The organism is Peribacillus tepidiphilus (assembly GCF_009466385.1).
In the GTDB taxonomy this organism is placed as follows: Bacteria; Bacillota; Bacilli; order Bacillales; family DSM-1321; genus Bacillus_BN; species Bacillus_BN tepidiphilus.
Genome location: NZ_WIAQ01000003.1, coordinates 40,626 through 57,058 on the forward strand (window position 1 = coordinate 40,626; position 16,433 = coordinate 57,058).

Consider the following 16,433-nt stretch of genomic DNA (forward strand, 5'->3'; position numbering starts at 1 on the left):
AAACGATGTCAGCAAGAGATTTATCTGTTCTCATTAGCGTAATTATAATTATTGCAATGCTCATTATTCCACTGCCTACTTGGCTATTAAGTTTTTTAATTCTATTAAATATATCTCTTGCCCTTTTAGTGCTTCTAACTGCCATGAATATGAAAGAGCCGCTTGAGCTTTCTATTTTTCCTTCGCTGTTACTACTTCTTACATTGTTTCGACTGGGTTTAAACGTTTCTACAACCCGTTCCATACTTAGTAAAGGTGAAGCAGGTGGAGTGGTTGAGACGTTTGGGACGTTTGTAGTAGGCGGAAAAGTTTTGGTTGGTATGGTAGTATTTCTTATTCTTGTCATTATTCAATTTATCGTCATTACCAAGGGAGCTGAACGTGTTTCAGAGGTTGCTGCCCGCTTTACACTTGATGCGATGCCAGGTAAGCAAATGAGTATAGATGCTGACCTGAATGCCGGAATGATCACAGAAAAGGAAGCTCGTGAGCGTCGAGAAAAAATTGGTCAAGAGGCGGATTTTTACGGATCCATGGATGGTGCCAGTAAGTTTGTAAAAGGAGATGCCATTGCTGGGATCATTATTGTATTAATCAACTTGATTTTTGGCATGATAATCGGCATTATGCAGCTAGACTTAAGTGTTTCAGAGGCAGCAGTACGCTTTTCACTTTTGACGGTTGGTGACGGAATCGTCAGTCAGATTCCAGCTCTTTTGCTTTCTACAGCTACTGGTATTATCGTGACAAGAGCGGCTTCTACAGGAAGCTTTGGAGAAGACATTTCTAAGCAGTTGTTTTCATATCCTAAAATGCTTTATGTGACTGGGGGGACTATATTACTTCTTGGACTTTTTACACCAATTAATGATTTATTTACGATCCCAATTGCTGCTGTCTTAACTATTGGCGGGTATATGATAAATAGAGCACCAAAACCTAATGAAATAGAAATGCAGGAAATTGAACAAGAAATCGAAATAGACGAAATGAAGAGTCCAGAAAGCGTTGTAAATCTATTGAATGTCGATCCAATTGAATTTGAATTCGGTTATGGATTAATTCCTCTAGCGGATACAAATCAAGGTGGAGATTTGCTGGATCGTGTTGTCATGATACGGAGACAGCTTGCCATCGAAATGGGACTTGTCATACCCGTAGTACGAATTAGAGATAATATTCAATTAAATCCGAACGAATACCGTTTGAAAATTAAAGGGAATGAAGTGGCAAGGGGAGAGCTACTCTTAGATCATTATTTGGCAATGAGCCCTGGGATTGAGGATGACTCCATTGAAGGAATTGATACGATCGAACCTTCCTTTGGATTACCTGCAAAATGGATCAGTGAAGATATGAAAGAACAGGCAGAAATGATGGGATACACTGTAGTAGATCCACCAAGCGTAGTTTCCACACATATAACAGAAGTGATTAAATCAAATGCACATATTTTAATTGGAAGACAGGAAACGAAGCAGCTAATTGACCATTTAGCTGAGAGCTCACCAATACTGGTTGAAGAAGTAACTCCAAATCCTTTATCTATTGGTGAAATTCAAAAAGTTTTGGCAAAGTTGTTAAAAGAAAAAGTTTCAATCCGCAATTTACCAATCATTTTTGAGACTCTAGCTGATTATGGAAAGGTGACAACTGATACAGATTTACTGACGGAATATGTTCGACAAAATCTTGCTAGACAAATTACAAGCCAATATATCGGACAAGAAAATCATGTAAAGGTTTTGACGGTTTCGGGCAAAGTTGAAAAATTGATCGCAGAAGGTATTCAACAAACAGAACATGGAAACTATCTCTCAATAGATCCGGATGTTTCACAGGCGATTCTTCAATCGCTCGCAAATAAGCTTGAAGAGATGTCCTTAATGGAGCAGACGCCAATTGTACTTTGTTCACCAGCAATAAGGATGTATTTTAGACAGCTTACGGAAAGGTATTTTCCTCACGTACCAATCCTTTCTTATAACGAACTAGAATCAAATGTTGAGGTACAAAGCGTTGGGGTGGTGAATATAGATTGAAAGTGAAAAAATATGTTGCACCTTCTATGTCAGAAGCAATGAAAAAAATACGCACTGAGCTTGGCAGTGATGCAGTCATACTTAACTCTAAAGTTGTATATTCTGGTGGTTTTTTGGGCTTGTTCAAAAAAAGAAGCATCGAGGTAATTGCAGGTGTTGATGCTAGCGTGAATGAACTTCAATCCCCTGTCTTAAAAGAAAAGCCAAAAAGCAAAAAAGAAACTCTACCATCTAATGTTTCTACAAAGGGAGTATCACAATCTATTAAAACCTATCAGGTTAGTACAGTACCATCGGAAGAAAACGGATTAAAACTATTGAAAGAGATTAGTGATCTTAAACAAATTGTGAAAGACATTCATGTAAAAGCAGGAAAAGCAACCGTTTATCCAAAACCCATTCTTGAAATAGAAGAAATGTTAAGGGAGCAAGAAATTCATGAGTCTGCCATTCTATCCTTTATGGAGGAGTTATTATCGGTATATGAAAAAAATGAAGGAACACGATCAAAAGAAGAGCTTTTAAATTATGTAAAATCAAAAATGACTCAACAACTTAACGACTTAACCGAACAAAAATATGCTTTTCAAAAAAAATTTATTAATGTTGTAGGACCCACTGGGGTAGGGAAAACTACAACGTTAGCAAAACTCGCTGCTGAAAACGTGATAAAACACAATAAAAATGTCGCTTTTATTACAACTGATACATATCGAATTGCGGCAATCGACCAATTACAAACGTATGCAAAGATCTTAAATGTACCGATTGAAGTGGCCTATAACCTTGAGGATTTTAAAAAAGCTGCCGAAAAATTCAATCATTATGATTTAATTTTCATTGACACTGCAGGTAGAAATTTTCGAAATCAGGAGTATGTTAAGGATTTGATGCAGTTAATTGATTTCGATAATGATATGGAAACGTATTTGGTTCTATCACTAACTGCCAAACAAAAAGATATGGAAGCTATTTATAACCAGTTTTCCATCATCCCAATTCATCAGGTTATTTTTACAAAAATGGATGAAACTTCTTCTTTTGGTGCTATGTATAATATGATCACAAATTATCAACTATCTGCAGCTTATATTACAAATGGCCAAAATGTCCCTGATGATATCATTAAAGCCTCACCTGAATTTATTACTCAATCTATATTTGGAGTCGAAAACCATGAGGGATCAAGCTGAAAAATTACGAGACCAATTAAGAGATTTTTCTCAGATCACATACGGAAGGACTCTTGCTGTAATTAGTGGCAAAGGGGGAGTGGGAAAATCGAATTTTTCGTTAAACTTTTCCATTTGCTTATCCCAAAAAGGCTACAGCGTGTTACTATTTGATATGGATATAGGAATGGGAAATATTGATATTCTTATGGGAAACAGTTCCGACAAAAATATAGTTGATTTTTTTCAAAAAGGTATGTCATTAGAAGAAATTATTACAAAAGGACCAGAAAATGTGTCATTTATAAGTGGAGCAACTGGTTTGTCATTTATTTTTCAAATGACTGATCATCAATTCTTGAGATTTCAAGAAGAATTTCAAAAAGTTCTTGAGAAATATGATTATATCATTTTTGATATGGGTGCTGGAATTTCACAGGAATCATCGAAATTCATTAGATGTGTAGATGATATTATCACGATTACGACACCAGAGCCAACCTCCATTATGGACGGATATTCCATCATTAAGTATATTACATCCTTAAAAAAAGACATTCCCTTTTTCCTTGTTTGCAACAGGGTACAAAACGAGAAGGAAGGAAAGGAAACCATTGCAAGATTGCAAAACGCAATTCGGAAATTTCTGCAAAAAGAGATTACACCGCTTGGATACATACCGGATAATAAGCTAGTTTCTAAAGCAGTATCCCGACAAATTCCTTTTCTTCTTTTCAGTCCTCAATCTGATGTGTCCCTGGCAATTGAAGATATTACTTTGCGGTATGTAGATCGAAGTACCGAGGGAAACTTATCTATAAGAAAAAATAATTTTCTAGGTAGATTAAAAAACATTTTTGCACGAAAGTAGGACTTTACCTATGAAAAAGATTAAAGTTCTGATTGTTGAAGATTCGGCATTTATGAGGAAGCTAATATCTGATTTTCTAAACGAAGATCCACGTATTGATGTTATGGGAACAGCCCGTAACGGCGAGGATGCTTTATTGAAAATTAAAACAATGAAGCCAGATGTTGTAACTTTAGATATTGAAATGCCTATCATGAACGGTCTTGAAGCTTTAAAAAGAATTATGAACGAATGTCCCACTCCAGTGGTCATGCTTTCAAGTACGACACTTGAAGGCGCTGAAAATACATTGCGAGCCATGCAATATGGCGCATTTGATTTTATAGCTAAGCCATCAGGAGCCATATCCTTAGATTTGCACAGGATTAAGGAAGAACTCAAGGAAAAAGTAGTTGAGGCCAGCAAAACGAGTGTTCATAAATTACAAAAAAATTCTATCATTGGAAAAACAACACTGTCAGAAGCTAAAGGTTATAGTAAAATAGAACCGAAGAATAGGAATATATCCGTTCCTTATTCTTGGAATTCTGCATCCAAGAAACTGATCTGTATAGGTACTTCAACTGGGGGGCCTAGGGCCTTACAATATGTTCTAACAACTTTTCCGAAAACCATCGATGCTCCTATTCTTGTCGTTCAGCATATGCCTCCTGGTTTTACCAAATCATTGGCTTCTAGATTAGATACTATTTGTGACGTTCATGTAAAGGAAGCAGAAGAAGGTGAAATCATTCAAAAAGGTACAGTTTATATAGCTCCTGGAGGCTATCATCTTAAAGTGAGAAAGGTAGGATCAAGCCTTGCCATTCGGCTCGATCAAACCCCTCAGAAGAATGGACATCGACCTTCAGTTGATGTGATGTTTGAATCAGTTAGTGAGTTGTCGGATTATTCCGTCATAGCAGTCATCATGACAGGCATGGGAACAGATGGTGCTAAAGGACTAATAGAATTGAAGAAAAATAGGAATACGGTTTGTATTGCTGAGGCCCAAGAGACCTCAATCGTTTTTGGTATGCCTAAAGCTGCGATTGCCACAAATATGGTGGACATAATTGAACGTGTTGAACATATAGGGGAAGCGATTTTGAAATATTGTTAATTATTGAGGGGTGTGGGTAATAATATGGATATGAATCAGTATTTAGAAGTTTTTATCGAAGAAAGTAAAGAACACCTTCAAACATGTAACGAACAATTACTTGAACTGGAGAAAAATCCTGAAGACTTGACCATTGTGAATGAGATATTCCGTTCAGCTCACACATTAAAAGGAATGTCTGCAACAATGGGATACGAGGATTTAGCTAATTTAACCCATAAAATGGAAAATGTGCTAGATGGAATCCGTAACCACAAAATAAAAGTTTCGCCTGAAATTTTAGATGTAGTGTTTGAAGCGGTAGATCATTTGGAGGAAATGGTCATGTCCATTGCATCGGGTGGAGATGGGAAACGAGACGTATCTGACGTTGTTTCAAAGCTTCAGATTATTGAAAAGGGAGAATCTCCACTTAAACAAGGAAACGCCAAGGCAGAGGTTTCAGCAACTACTGTTGTGGAAAATAACGTCTCATCTAAAAGCCATTATGATGAATTCGAGCTAACCGTACTGCAACAATCAAAAGAGCAGGGATTTGAAAGTTATGAGGTTACAGTTCATTTAAGGGAGGACTGTCTTTTAAAAGCAGCTAGGGTTTTTATGGTTTTTGAAGTGTTAGAGAAAATCGGTGAAGTCATTAAATCTACTCCTCCAGCTGAACAATTAGAAGAAGAACAATTTGATTCCGAGTTTACTGTAACATTGGTTACAAAAGAATCGGCAGAAGATATCCAGAAAAAGGTATTGAAGGTTTCTGAGGTAGAAAAAGTTGAAGTAATCCCGGTGAATTTCAACTCAATAAGAAATGCATCTGAACATGAAAATGTACCTGTCATTGTATCAGAAAATGTAAAAGATACCCAATCTGTGCCATCAAATTCCGAAAAAAATAAATCTGAGGATCAAACGAAGAAAGCTGGAAACAAACAGGCCAATACCAATAAGACAATCAGAGTGAATATTGAACGACTGGATATTCTTATGAATCTATTTGAAGAACTAGTGATTGATCGTGGAAGGCTTGAACAAATTTCTAGAGATTTAAATAATCAAGAACTTCATGAAACTGTCGAAAGAATGTCCAGAATTTCAGGAGATTTACAGAATATTATACTTAACATGCGGATGGTCCCTGTTGAAACAGTGTTCAATCGATTCCCTAGAATGGTTCGTCAGTTGGCACGTGATTTAAATAAGAAAATCAATTTGGAAATCGTAGGTGCTGAAACGGAGCTTGATCGAACGGTTATTGATGAAATTGGTGACCCATTAGTTCATCTATTACGAAATGCAATTGATCATGGAATAGAGGTACCGGAAGAACGTGTAAAAAAAGGAAAGCAAGAAGAGGGAAATGTAGTCCTAAAAGCGTACCATAGCGGTAATCACGTATTCATTGAAATTGAAGATGATGGTGCTGGTATTAGTAGGGAAAAAGTGCTGAAAAAAGCAATTTCTAAAGGGATTGTTTCTGAGCAGGCAGCTGCGTCCATGTCTGACCGACAGGTATTTGAGTTAATATTTGCTTCTGGATTTTCCACTGCAGAGAAAATTTCAGATGTTTCAGGACGTGGGGTAGGGCTTGATGTCGTCAAGAACACAATTGAATCTCTTGGAGGATCTGTTTCCATTGATTCAAAAGAAGGAGAAGGCTCAGTTTTCTCGATTCAGCTTCCTTTAACGTTATCGATTATTTCCGTTATGCTTGTTGAAATTCAAAAAGAGAAATTCGCTATTCCACTTTCATCTATTATTGAAACGGCCATTGTGAGAAAAGATGAAATCTTGAATGCCCACAATCAACAAGTCATCGATTTTAGAGGTAAGGTCGTTCCATTGTTAGATTTGAAAGAAATCTTTGAAATACCAGTGTACGATGAGGGAGATGAATTCTTCTCAGTTGTTATCGTAAGAAAAGGAGACAAAATGGCTGGACTTGTTGTAGACTCATTTATCGGTCAACAAGAAATTGTCCTCAAGTCTCTTGGTAATTACTTAAATTCTGTCTTTGCTATTTCCGGTGCTACGATTCTCGGCGATGGTCAAGTTGCCTTAATTATTGATTGCAATGCTTTAATAAAATAATAATCTTAGAGTTTTTAATATATATAGTTATCATTAACCAAGTGTGACAATCATGGATCATGCGGTTGTTAAAGGGGGAGTAGATGGTGGTGCAAGTTGCAATGACGGATATTAAAGTAATTGTTTTTCAATTGAAAGGGAAAGAATATGCCATTCCGGTTAACCAAGTTCGCTCGATCGAAAAAGTTCAACATATAACAAGGGTGCCTAAAACAGCTCCTTATGTAAAAGGGGTTATCAATTTGAGAGGGGTTGTTACTCCGATTATTGACCTTCGTTCCCGTTTTGAACTTGAAGAATGTGAATACTCGGAAAGCACAAGAATTATCATTGTCGCCTTGAATGATATGGAAGTCGGTTTAATTGTAGATGCAGCAAATGATGTTATTGATATACCAAGTCAAAATATTGAACCACAGCCCGAAGTAGTTGGAACTGTGGAAGCTGATTATATAAACGGGGTAGCAAAAATTGACAAAAGACTTCTCATTTTAATTAACCTAGAAAAAGTTTTAAATCCACAAGGATTAAAAGAAGTGCGCGGAGATGAATAATCATTATGTCATTTATTAATAAAATTTCTTCCATTCATCTCGATATCTTAAAGGAAATCGGAAATATCGGGGCAGGTCATGCTGCAACTGCCTTATCCACTTTGTTAAATAAAAAAATTGATATGAAGGTCCCCGATGTCCGGATCGTTTCATTTGACGAAATGATGGAATTGGCGGGAGGTCCTGACAATATCGTTGCCAGTGTTTTTTTAAGAATTGACGGAGAGGCTCCAGGGAGCATGTTTTTCGTTTTATCCTTGGAGCAAGCGAGTCACTTCATTTATCAGATGACTGGAGAGGAGAATATTGACTTTACCTCTCCTCCCTATCCAGAAATAGCTGTTTCTGCGCTTCAAGAGCTTGGAAATATACTCTCAGGATCCTATCTTTCTTCCTTATCTGATTTTACAAGATTACATCTATACCCTTCTGTTCCAGCTCTGTCTATCGATATGGTTGGAGCAGTTATTAGCTTTGGTCTCTTGGAACTTTCTCAAGTGAGTGATTACGCGATTGTCATTGATACTGCTTTGAATGAGGATGATGCACAATTCGGTAGCGTGAAAGGGCATTTCTTCTTATTACCAGATCCGAACTCTTTTGAAATTATTTTCTCTGCACTAGGAGTTCCTGTGAATGAATGAAATCGCAAAAGTCATAAAAGTAGGGATTGCTGATATGAATATTGTACGCTACCCACATGTGATTCGAACATCAGGGTTAGGTTCTTGCGTTGGAGTTGTCATTTATGACCAAATTAAAGAATTGGCCGGTATGGTGCATGTGATGTTACCAGATTCTTCTTTGGCCAAGGAAGGGCACATTAATATTGCCAAATATGCTGACACAGGTATTAATGAACTAGTCAAGAGACTCATTCGTGAAGGTGCAAGGCCATCTTCCTTAAAAGCAAAGATTGCCGGAGGAGCTCAAATGTTCCAATTTTCTAGTGGAAATGACTTAATGAGGATCGGACCAAGAAATGTTGAAGCGGTAAAACATTGTTTAAGAAAGCTTGGAATCCCAATTGTTGCTGAAGATGTAGGTGGAAACAATGGAAGAACGATAGAATTTAATCCAAAGACATGCTTGTTGAATGTAAGAACAGTAAATAAAGGAGCTGCCGATATTTAATGGTCGGTTCGATTTGGATCAATATTCTCTTTTCAATTTCAGGGTTTTTGATTTATTTATTGCTTACATATAGTAAGTATTATCCCCTTCAAACCATATTGGAATCAGCAATAATAGGATGTATTTTTTTTATCGTGGCCTTTCTGTTTCGTAGACTATTTTTTTTATCATTAAATGAACAAAAAAGTGACAATGTAGAGCCTATAAAACAAGGTGCTCAAGTTGAAAAAGTCGTTAACAGCCTATCAAAGAATCAACACATGGACCTTTCAGAGGAAGATGTAAAACAAGTTACTGCTTATATTCAGAAATTAATGAGTGATAGTAAGAAGTAATAGTCAGCACAGTTCTGTAACTTTGCTGACTATTTTTTTAAATGTTTTTTGCATGTTTTAGAGAAGGGACTTAATGAAAGATTCTTATAGAGTAAATAATTGATCTATAGGTAGGAAACTACAATAATTGCAGCTTACCTACTTTCATTCTCTATAAATATAAGTGTTAATTTGATATAATAATAGAAGCAAAAGCTTCTGTATCAGGGTGTTAGGAGGAGAAAAATTGTCTCAACTGACTAACGTTGAAGAACAGCTACTATGGAAAAAATGGATTGATAGTCGTGATCAGCACGCAGGTGATTTGTTAGTCAAAAAATACTTGCCACTTGTTTCCTATCACGTTCAACGAATCTCTGTAAATTTGCCAAAGAGTGTGAGCAGAGAGGACTTAAGAAGTTTAGGTATGATGGGGCTTTTTGACGCTTTGGAACGCTTTGATCCCAATAGAGATTTGAAATTTGATACATATGCTTCTTTTCGGATACGTGGAGCCATAATTGATGGATTGCGGAAAGAAGATTGGCTTCCTAGGGGAACCCGGGAAAAAGCAAAAAAAATTGAATTGACGATTGAAAAATTAGAGCAAAAGTATATGAGGAATGTGAGTGCTGATGAAATAGCAAAAGAGCTTGGACTTTCAGTAGAAGATGTAATAACGACTATGAATGAAAGTTTTTTTTCAAGCATTTTATCCATGGATGATCATCCTTTAGATTCAGAAGAAAAAGAAGGGGTCCATTATCACATAAGAGATGAAAAAGCAATTCTACCTGAAGATCATTTAGTTAAAAATGAGATGTATGAAGAACTGTCCAAAATAATTTCTACGCTTAACCCAAATGAACAGCTTGTACTTCAATTATTTTATAAAGAAGAGCTAACCTTAACGGAAATTGGACAAGTTATGAATTTATCAACGTCTCGAATATCACAAATTCATTCAAAAGCGTTGTTCAAAATAAAACGTATTTTAGAAAATGTAATGTAATAATGTTTATGGAGAGTAGGTGCAGTTTGTGAATGAATTCTTCGAATTAGTCCTATCAAAAGATCATATGTCGGCATCAGTAAAATTGAGAGATCTCCCTCTCGACATCTCGCTAGAGGAACAATCCTTTAAGGAATGGCTACATGAGAAAAAAATAATATTCGGTCTGAAACATGAAGCGATTCATTCATTGTGCTCAAATCCGCATCAATGTCAATATCCTGTTTTAGTTGCAGAAGGGATCGCTCCTTCAAATGGTAGCGATGGATATATTAGACCAGAATTCAATACGTCAGAAGAAAAATCAATATCTGACAATAGGAACTTTAATTTTAAAAACATTATGAATATTCCTTCTGTAAAAAGCGGGCAGCTCGTAGCTACGATCATTCCACCAACTCTAGGTGTTAGTGGAATGGATGTTTATGGTAATAGTGTACCTGCAAAAAATGGTAGACCCGCAAGGTTGAGACCAGGAAAAAATATACTTTTTCACCAGAATCAAGTTTATGCAACGACGGATGGTCAAATAAGCATTACTTCCAATTCCATTAATGTTTTTCCAGTTTTTGAAGTCCAAGGTGACCTTGATATGGAAGTGGGCAATATTGATTTCATTGGGAATGTAGTGATTAAGGGGAATGTTCCGACAGGATATTCGATCAAAGCTGGAGGAGATATTAAAATTTCTGGTTTAGTGGAAGGAGCAGAGTTAATTGCAGGAGGTTCAATCTCAATTTCTGGAGGTATTGCCGGTGCATCAAGAGGGATGGTGAAAGCTGGCGTAAACATTTATACTCGATATCTAAATCAAGCATTTTGTAAAGCAGGAAACGATATTTACGTAGAGACTTCTATTTTACATAGCACAGTAGAAAGTGGAGGACATGTATTTGCACCAAAAGGACAGATTATTGGCGGAAGAGTTTCTGCCAATAAAGGGATTGAAGTAGGTGAGATCGGAAACGAGCATTACACGAAAACAGAAATTTTAGTTGGCAATTTACAATCCATACTGAACCATGAAAAAGAGCTTAAAAAAGAAATAGATGAAGTAAAAGAATCTTTAGAAAAATTACATGTGTTAAAAAATAAACTTAAAGGTGTTTTACATTCGCGAAAAAATTTAACGCAGCAAGAACAACTCTTATTGAACAAACAACAGACCACCTCGCTATCATTGGAAAAAAAGCTGATGCTGCTTCAAAATGAATATAATCAATTAATGGAAGAATATACGGAAAATAAGGATGCTTATGTAAAAGTTCACGGTACGATTCATCCAAATACCCAAATTTGTTTTGGTAAATATCGTAAATTAACACAACAAGCAGTTAAAGCTTGTAAGTTTGTTTTTAGACAAGGAGAAATCATCACCATTCCTTTATAATCGATATGTACAGACCTAATAAATGGACTTTTTTGTAAGGAATCCCTCTGAAAAAGGAAGTGTATGCATGTCTTTAAAGGCCATTGAAATGCAGGTTGCGTTGCCTAGGACACAAGACGCAGGGAAAATTCAAGAGCAATTGCAGCAAAGAGGGCAACTTTCACAGGATTTTGCTTCGCTAGAAATGAAAAAGGAAAGCGAAAAGCAGCAAAAAACGGTTTTGAAAAGCAGCCAAAAGGAAAAGGCTGAATTTAATAAGGAAGGGGAATCGAAGGAATCAGGGCAGGATCCATCACAAAATAATAAAAAGCAGAATAAAAAAGGACATGCAAAATTAAACCATCCCTACAAGGGGAATAAAATAGATTACTCAGGATAAGAGGTTGTTATGATATTTTTTATTATTCTTAGTTTTATCATAAACTTCATTGCGATATTTGCGATCATTGTCTTGTATCAACGTCAAAATCTTTTGATTAAGGGAGAAAAAAAGCAAAAACAACTGATAAACGAGCTCGAGGAAATTTTTCAATCCTTCATTTTGGAAATGAAGGAGGAAAATGAAAAGCTACTCGAAATGGTGTCAAAAAGACATGAAAACCCATCAGCCTTAAAAGATCATAATCTTGAACGGAATACGGTACAAACTTCGACAAATCGTGGGGAAAATGTCCAAAAAACAGTACCTTCTATTCGTCAAGTTCAAAACGTTTACAAATATGGTAACTCGGATACAGATGTAAAGGAGATAGAGGAATATAGTAAATTAATGAAGATCGAAGACTCTTTGGAAATTAAACATAACTACATTAAGGCAAATAAAAAAGACAGGCAGACACTTGGCAATCAAAACAAGGCTAAAACTTCGTTTGAAAAGCAGCTACAAAAACATAATGAGGATATAAAATTGACACTAACAGAGCAGGTGGTTTCTTTATATAAAGAAGGGTTAGAACCGGAGGAAATCGCCAAAAAGCTGAATAAAGGTAAGACTGAAATAGAGTTATTATTGAAGTTCAACTCATAAAAATGTGAAATCTACTTGATTCCACATTTTTTTTATGCTATAGTTTCAAATGGTGTTATTACACACGTTCAAGGATTCGGTCAGCAGGTGCTGTTCATAACAGTTTCTGGCCGGAGATGATCGGAACGGAGGAAATTTAAAACCTAGGAGGAAAAATTATGTCAGTAATTTCTATGAAGCAATTACTAGAAGCTGGTGTACATTTCGGACACCAAACTCGCCGTTGGAATCCAAAAATGAAGAAGTATATCTTCACTGAGCGTAACGGCATTTATATTATCGACCTTCAAAAAACTGTGAAAAAGGTTGAAGAAGCTTACAACTTCGTTAAGGAAGTAGCTGCAAATGGCGGTACAATCCTTTTCGTTGGTACTAAAAAGCAAGCTCAAGATTCTGTTAAAGAAGAAGCGATCCGCTCTGGGCAATTCTATGTAAACCAACGCTGGTTAGGTGGAACTTTAACAAACTTTGCAACAATTCAAAAGCGTATTGCTCGTCTTAAAGAAATTGAAAAAATGGAAGAAGACGGAACTTTTGAAGTGCTTCCTAAAAAGGAAGTTATCCAACTTAAAAAGGAACATGAGCGCTTAGAAAAATTCTTAGGCGGAATTAAAGATATGAAGCAACTTCCTGATGCGATCTTTGTTATCGATCCACGTAAAGAGCGTATTGCTGTTGCTGAAGCTCACAAGTTAAACATTCCACTTGTTGGCATTGTTGATACAAACTGTGACCCAGATGAAATTGACTACGTAATTCCAGCGAACGATGACGCAATCCGTGCAGTAAAACTTCTTACTGCGAAAATTGCTGACGCTATTTTAGAAGCTAAGCAAGGCGAAGAAGTAACTGAAACAACAACTGCTTAATTTAAAAAGGTGATAAGAGGACAAGGCCTTTTATCACCTTTTTTTAGACTAAATGATGGCAGACAAAGTTACAATCTGGTTGATGAATAAAGCAGTTGTCATTCGGCAAATATGCCTTTGATGACATTTTCATACAGGTTGAAGGGTTGTTAGTTGATAATTCTTCTCTCTTTTAGGCAAAATGATTAAGAGCAAGTTTAGAAATAAATACAGAAAGAGCACATTCGTAAAAAAAACAAGCTACTTTCTATAAAGTACATAATAATTAAGGAGGAACTCCACTATGGCAATTACTGCACAAATGGTTAAAGAACTTCGTGAAAAAACTGGTGCCGGAATGATGGATTGTAAAAAGGCACTTACTGAAACAAACGGTGATATGGAAAAAGCAATTGACTACCTTCGTGAAAAAGGAATTGCAAAGGCTGCTAAGAAAGCAGATCGCATTGCTGCAGAAGGAACTACTTACATTTTAACTGAAGGTAACGAAGCAGTTATCCTTGAAGTAAACTCTGAAACAGATTTCGTTGCAAAAAATGAAGGATTCCAAATTCTTGTTAAAGAGCTTGCTGCACATCTTTTAAGCAAGAAGCCTGCTACTGTTGAAGAAGCATTAGAACAAACTATGGACAACGGTTCAACTGTTGGTGACCATATCAATGCTGCAATTGCAAAAATTGGAGAAAAAATTACTCTTCGTCGCTTTGCTGTTAGAACTAAAACGGATGCTGATGCATTTGGTGCATACTTACACATGGGCGGACGTATCGGAGTATTAACAGTAGTGGAAGGTTCTACTGATGAAGAAGCTGCAAAAGATGTGTCCATGCACATTGCTGCATTAAGACCACAATATGTTTCTCGTGATCAAGTTACACCAGAAGAAGTTCAAAGAGAGCGTGAAATACTAACTCAACAAGCTCTTAACGAAGGCAAGCCAGCAAACATCGTTGAGAAAATGGTAGAAGGTCGCCTTGGCAAATTCTTCGAAGATATTTGCTTAGTTGACCAAGCATTTGTTAAGAATCCAGATGTTAAAGTTGGACAATTTATCCAATCTAAAGGTGGAAAAATCGCTGATTTCGTAAGATATGAAGTTGGTGAAGGTATTGAAAAACGTCAAGAAAACTTTGCTGAAGAAGTAATGAGCCAAGTTAAGAAAGACTAATCTTTGTCGTGCGATTTGATATTGTGGAAATTTACCTGTTGAGGTTTTTCCTCTCTCAATTCGTGCAAATTTCACGATTGGGAAGTTGATTGTCCGTTAGCTCGCACACTATGTATGCTATAGAATTACGGATCATCATACGGGATAAATAATAGGGGACACATTGTGTTCCCTATTTTTTGAATAAGGCTTTTAATGAAACGGAAGACCTTATGCGAGTTTTCTACCATCTTACATAGCTGGAGGTTCTAATGAGTAGCGCAAAATATAAACGAGTAGTATTAAAATTGAGCGGTGAAGCTTTAGCTGGAACAGAGGGCTTTGGAATCAATCCATCAGTTATTAAATCTATCGCAGAGCAAGTGAAGGAAATTGCCGAGCTTGGTGTCGAAGTAGCGGTTGTAGTAGGCGGAGGAAACATCTGGCGAGGAAAAATCGGAAGTGAAATGGGCATGGATCGAGCAACAGCTGATTACATGGGAATGCTTGCTACTGTTATGAATTCTTTAGCACTTCAAGACAGCTTAGAACACCTAGGAATTGAAACGCGTGTTCAAACTTCAATCGAAATGCGCCAAGTGGCCGAGCCGTACATCCGTAGAAGAGCTATTCGACACTTGGAAAAGAAACGCGTCGTCATTTTTGCTGCGGGAACTGGTAATCCTTACTTCTCTACTGATACTACGGCTGCATTAAGAGCTGCTGAAATTGAGGCAGAAGTTATACTTATGGCAAAAAATAATGTAGATGGAGTATATAACGCAGATCCTCGTAAGGATGCAAACGCGGTCAAATATGATACACTCTCCTATTTGGATGTCCTTAAAGAGGGATTGGAAGTAATGGATTCAACAGCTTCCTCTTTATGTATGGATAACGATATACCACTTATTGTCTTTTCTATCATGGAAAAAGGAAATATTAAACGCGCCGTTATGGGCGAAACTATCGGAACGATTGTGAGGGGGAAATAATATGCCAAAACAAGTAATTTCTAATACAAAAGAAAAAATGGAAAAGGCTGTGCAATCACTTTCCAGAGAGCTTGCAAGCATTCGTGCAGGCAGAGCCAATGCCTCTCTTCTTGATAAGATTGTAGTGGATTATTATGGTGCTCCTACACCTATTAACCAATTAGCAGGTGTATCAGTGCCAGAAGCTAGACTATTAGTAATACAGCCATATGATAAGTCCATCGTAAGCGATATTGAAAAAGCAATCCAAAAATCAGATTTAGGATTAAACCCAACAAGTGATGGAAGTGTGATCCGAATCGCAATTCCACCATTAACGGAAGAGCGAAGAAAAGAACTTGCAAAACTTGTCAAAAAAGAAGCGGAAGAAGCAAAAGTTGCAGTTCGTAATGTCCGTCGTGATGGAAATGACGAGCTTAAAAAGCTTGAGAAAAACGGTGAAATTACTGAAGATGAACTACGTAGCTACTCAGATGAAATTCAAAAATTAACAGATAGCTTTATTAACAAAATTGATGGAGTGGCAAAGGAAAAAGAAAAAGAAATTATGGAAGTTTAATGATCCATTCAAGAAAAACTTCATATTCTTTTTAAAGCCCCTCTCTGAAGGGGCTTTTAGATTGTAGGCCATAAAAAGCGACGCACAATTAGTAGGCTTTAAAATGCTTGTCAGTCGAGGAGCAAACTTGTGCGGGGAACGAAGTAGGGTTCTTACCAAA

At 36.7% G+C, this 16,433-nt stretch carries 17 protein-coding genes; all 17 read left to right on the forward strand.

Translation table 11 applies throughout. The features are described 5' to 3' along the window. Positions 1 to 5: 5 nt before the first annotated feature. The 17 genes from flhA (at position 6) to frr (ending at position 16,273) form a co-directional block, all read left to right on the forward strand. The gene (gene flhA / locus GD441_RS03435; protein ID WP_153123727.1) at positions 6 to 2,042 is read left to right on the forward strand and encodes a flagellar biosynthesis protein FlhA; all 2,037 of its coding nucleotides are present in this window, start codon (positions 6 to 8) and stop codon (positions 2,040 to 2,042) included. Next, entirely contained in the window at positions 2,039 to 3,235 is a 1,197-nt protein-coding gene (gene flhF, locus GD441_RS03440; protein WP_153123729.1) for a flagellar biosynthesis GTPase FlhF, read from the forward strand. Before flhA ends, flhF begins: the two co-directional genes overlap by 4 nt. Continuing rightward, entirely contained in the window at positions 3,219 to 4,085 is an 867-nt protein-coding gene (locus GD441_RS03445) for a MinD/ParA family protein (protein ID WP_153123731.1), read from the forward strand. The genes flhF and GD441_RS03445 overlap by 17 nt, the downstream gene beginning before the upstream one ends. Before the next feature lie 10 nt (positions 4,086 to 4,095). Next, a complete protein-coding gene (locus GD441_RS03450; protein ID WP_153123733.1) occupies positions 4,096 to 5,187 on the forward strand; it encodes a protein-glutamate methylesterase/protein-glutamine glutaminase in 1,092 nt (363 codons plus the stop codon). A 24-nt stretch (positions 5,188 to 5,211) separates the two neighbouring features. Next, positions 5,212 to 7,272, forward strand: a complete 2,061-nt coding sequence (locus GD441_RS03455) for a chemotaxis protein CheA (RefSeq protein WP_153123735.1) — start codon at positions 5,212 to 5,214, stop codon at positions 7,270 to 7,272. Between the two features lie 101 nt (positions 7,273 to 7,373). Further along, the gene (locus tag GD441_RS03460; protein WP_153123984.1) at positions 7,374 to 7,826 is read left to right on the forward strand and encodes a chemotaxis protein CheW; all 453 of its coding nucleotides are present in this window, start codon (positions 7,374 to 7,376) and stop codon (positions 7,824 to 7,826) included. A 5-nt stretch (positions 7,827 to 7,831) separates the two neighbouring features. After that, positions 7,832 to 8,470 (forward strand): chemotaxis protein CheC, encoded by a 639-nt coding sequence (locus tag GD441_RS03465; RefSeq protein WP_153123737.1) that lies wholly within the window; start codon positions 7,832 to 7,834, stop codon positions 8,468 to 8,470. Beyond that, complete coding sequence (locus GD441_RS03470) at positions 8,463 to 8,960, forward strand: chemotaxis protein CheD (protein WP_153123739.1); 498 nt, start codon at positions 8,463 to 8,465, stop codon at positions 8,958 to 8,960. The genes GD441_RS03465 and GD441_RS03470 overlap by 8 nt, the downstream gene beginning before the upstream one ends. Then, complete coding sequence (locus GD441_RS03475) at positions 8,960 to 9,295, forward strand: hypothetical protein (RefSeq protein ID WP_153123741.1); 336 nt, start codon at positions 8,960 to 8,962, stop codon at positions 9,293 to 9,295. Before GD441_RS03470 ends, GD441_RS03475 begins: the two co-directional genes overlap by 1 nt. Positions 9,296 to 9,521: 226 nt before the next feature. Then, positions 9,522 to 10,286, forward strand: a complete 765-nt coding sequence (locus GD441_RS03480) for a FliA/WhiG family RNA polymerase sigma factor (RefSeq protein ID WP_153123743.1) — start codon at positions 9,522 to 9,524, stop codon at positions 10,284 to 10,286. 28 nt (positions 10,287 to 10,314) lie between these two features. Further along, positions 10,315 to 11,676 (forward strand): FapA family protein, encoded by a 1,362-nt coding sequence (locus GD441_RS03485; protein ID WP_153123745.1) that lies wholly within the window; start codon positions 10,315 to 10,317, stop codon positions 11,674 to 11,676. A gap of 67 nt (positions 11,677 to 11,743) precedes the next feature. Further along, complete coding sequence (locus tag GD441_RS03490; RefSeq protein ID WP_153123747.1) at positions 11,744 to 12,055, forward strand: hypothetical protein; 312 nt, start codon at positions 11,744 to 11,746, stop codon at positions 12,053 to 12,055. A 9-nt stretch (positions 12,056 to 12,064) separates the two neighbouring features. After that, positions 12,065 to 12,703 (forward strand): DUF6115 domain-containing protein, encoded by a 639-nt coding sequence (locus GD441_RS03495; protein ID WP_153123749.1) that lies wholly within the window; start codon positions 12,065 to 12,067, stop codon positions 12,701 to 12,703. A 158-nt stretch (positions 12,704 to 12,861) separates the two neighbouring features. Further along, positions 12,862 to 13,572 (forward strand): 30S ribosomal protein S2, encoded by a 711-nt coding sequence (rpsB, locus tag GD441_RS03500; protein WP_153123751.1) that lies wholly within the window; start codon positions 12,862 to 12,864, stop codon positions 13,570 to 13,572. Positions 13,573 to 13,855: 283 nt separating this feature from the next. Beyond that, a complete protein-coding gene (tsf, locus tag GD441_RS03505) occupies positions 13,856 to 14,740 on the forward strand; it encodes a translation elongation factor Ts (protein ID WP_153123753.1) in 885 nt (294 codons plus the stop codon). A gap of 251 nt (positions 14,741 to 14,991) precedes the next feature. After that, entirely contained in the window at positions 14,992 to 15,714 is a 723-nt protein-coding gene (gene pyrH / locus GD441_RS03510; RefSeq protein ID WP_153123755.1) for a UMP kinase, read from the forward strand. Between the two features lies 1 nt (position 15,715). After that, positions 15,716 to 16,273: a ribosome recycling factor gene (gene frr, locus GD441_RS03515; protein ID WP_153123756.1), complete on the forward strand. Its 558-nt coding sequence runs from the start codon at positions 15,716 to 15,718 to the stop codon at positions 16,271 to 16,273. Positions 16,274 to 16,433: the final 160 nt, after the last annotated feature.

What these genes read in the sequence shown, in the direction of transcription:
- flhA (WP_153123727.1), top strand. Translation starts at nt 6, where the DNA reads ATGTCAGCAAGAGATTTATCTGTTCTCATTAGCGTAATTATAATTATT.
- GD441_RS03445 (WP_153123731.1), top strand. Translation starts at nt 3,219, where the DNA reads ATGAGGGATCAAGCTGAAAAATTACGAGACCAATTAAGAGATTTTTCT.
- GD441_RS03450 (WP_153123733.1), top strand. Translation starts at nt 4,096, where the DNA reads ATGAAAAAGATTAAAGTTCTGATTGTTGAAGATTCGGCATTTATGAGG.
- GD441_RS03455 (WP_153123735.1), top strand. Translation starts at nt 5,212, where the DNA reads ATGGATATGAATCAGTATTTAGAAGTTTTTATCGAAGAAAGTAAAGAA.
- GD441_RS03460 (WP_153123984.1), top strand. Translation starts at nt 7,374, where the DNA reads ATGACGGATATTAAAGTAATTGTTTTTCAATTGAAAGGGAAAGAATAT.
- GD441_RS03465 (WP_153123737.1), top strand. Translation starts at nt 7,832, where the DNA reads ATGTCATTTATTAATAAAATTTCTTCCATTCATCTCGATATCTTAAAG.
- GD441_RS03470 (WP_153123739.1), top strand. Translation starts at nt 8,463, where the DNA reads ATGAATGAAATCGCAAAAGTCATAAAAGTAGGGATTGCTGATATGAAT.
- GD441_RS03475 (WP_153123741.1), top strand. Translation starts at nt 8,960, where the DNA reads ATGGTCGGTTCGATTTGGATCAATATTCTCTTTTCAATTTCAGGGTTT.
- GD441_RS03490 (WP_153123747.1), top strand. Translation starts at nt 11,744, where the DNA reads ATGTCTTTAAAGGCCATTGAAATGCAGGTTGCGTTGCCTAGGACACAA.
- GD441_RS03495 (WP_153123749.1), top strand. Translation starts at nt 12,065, where the DNA reads ATGATATTTTTTATTATTCTTAGTTTTATCATAAACTTCATTGCGATA.
- rpsB (WP_153123751.1), top strand. Translation starts at nt 12,862, where the DNA reads ATGTCAGTAATTTCTATGAAGCAATTACTAGAAGCTGGTGTACATTTC.
- tsf (WP_153123753.1), top strand. Translation starts at nt 13,856, where the DNA reads ATGGCAATTACTGCACAAATGGTTAAAGAACTTCGTGAAAAAACTGGT.
- pyrH (WP_153123755.1), top strand. Translation starts at nt 14,992, where the DNA reads ATGAGTAGCGCAAAATATAAACGAGTAGTATTAAAATTGAGCGGTGAA.
- frr (WP_153123756.1), top strand. Translation starts at nt 15,716, where the DNA reads ATGCCAAAACAAGTAATTTCTAATACAAAAGAAAAAATGGAAAAGGCT.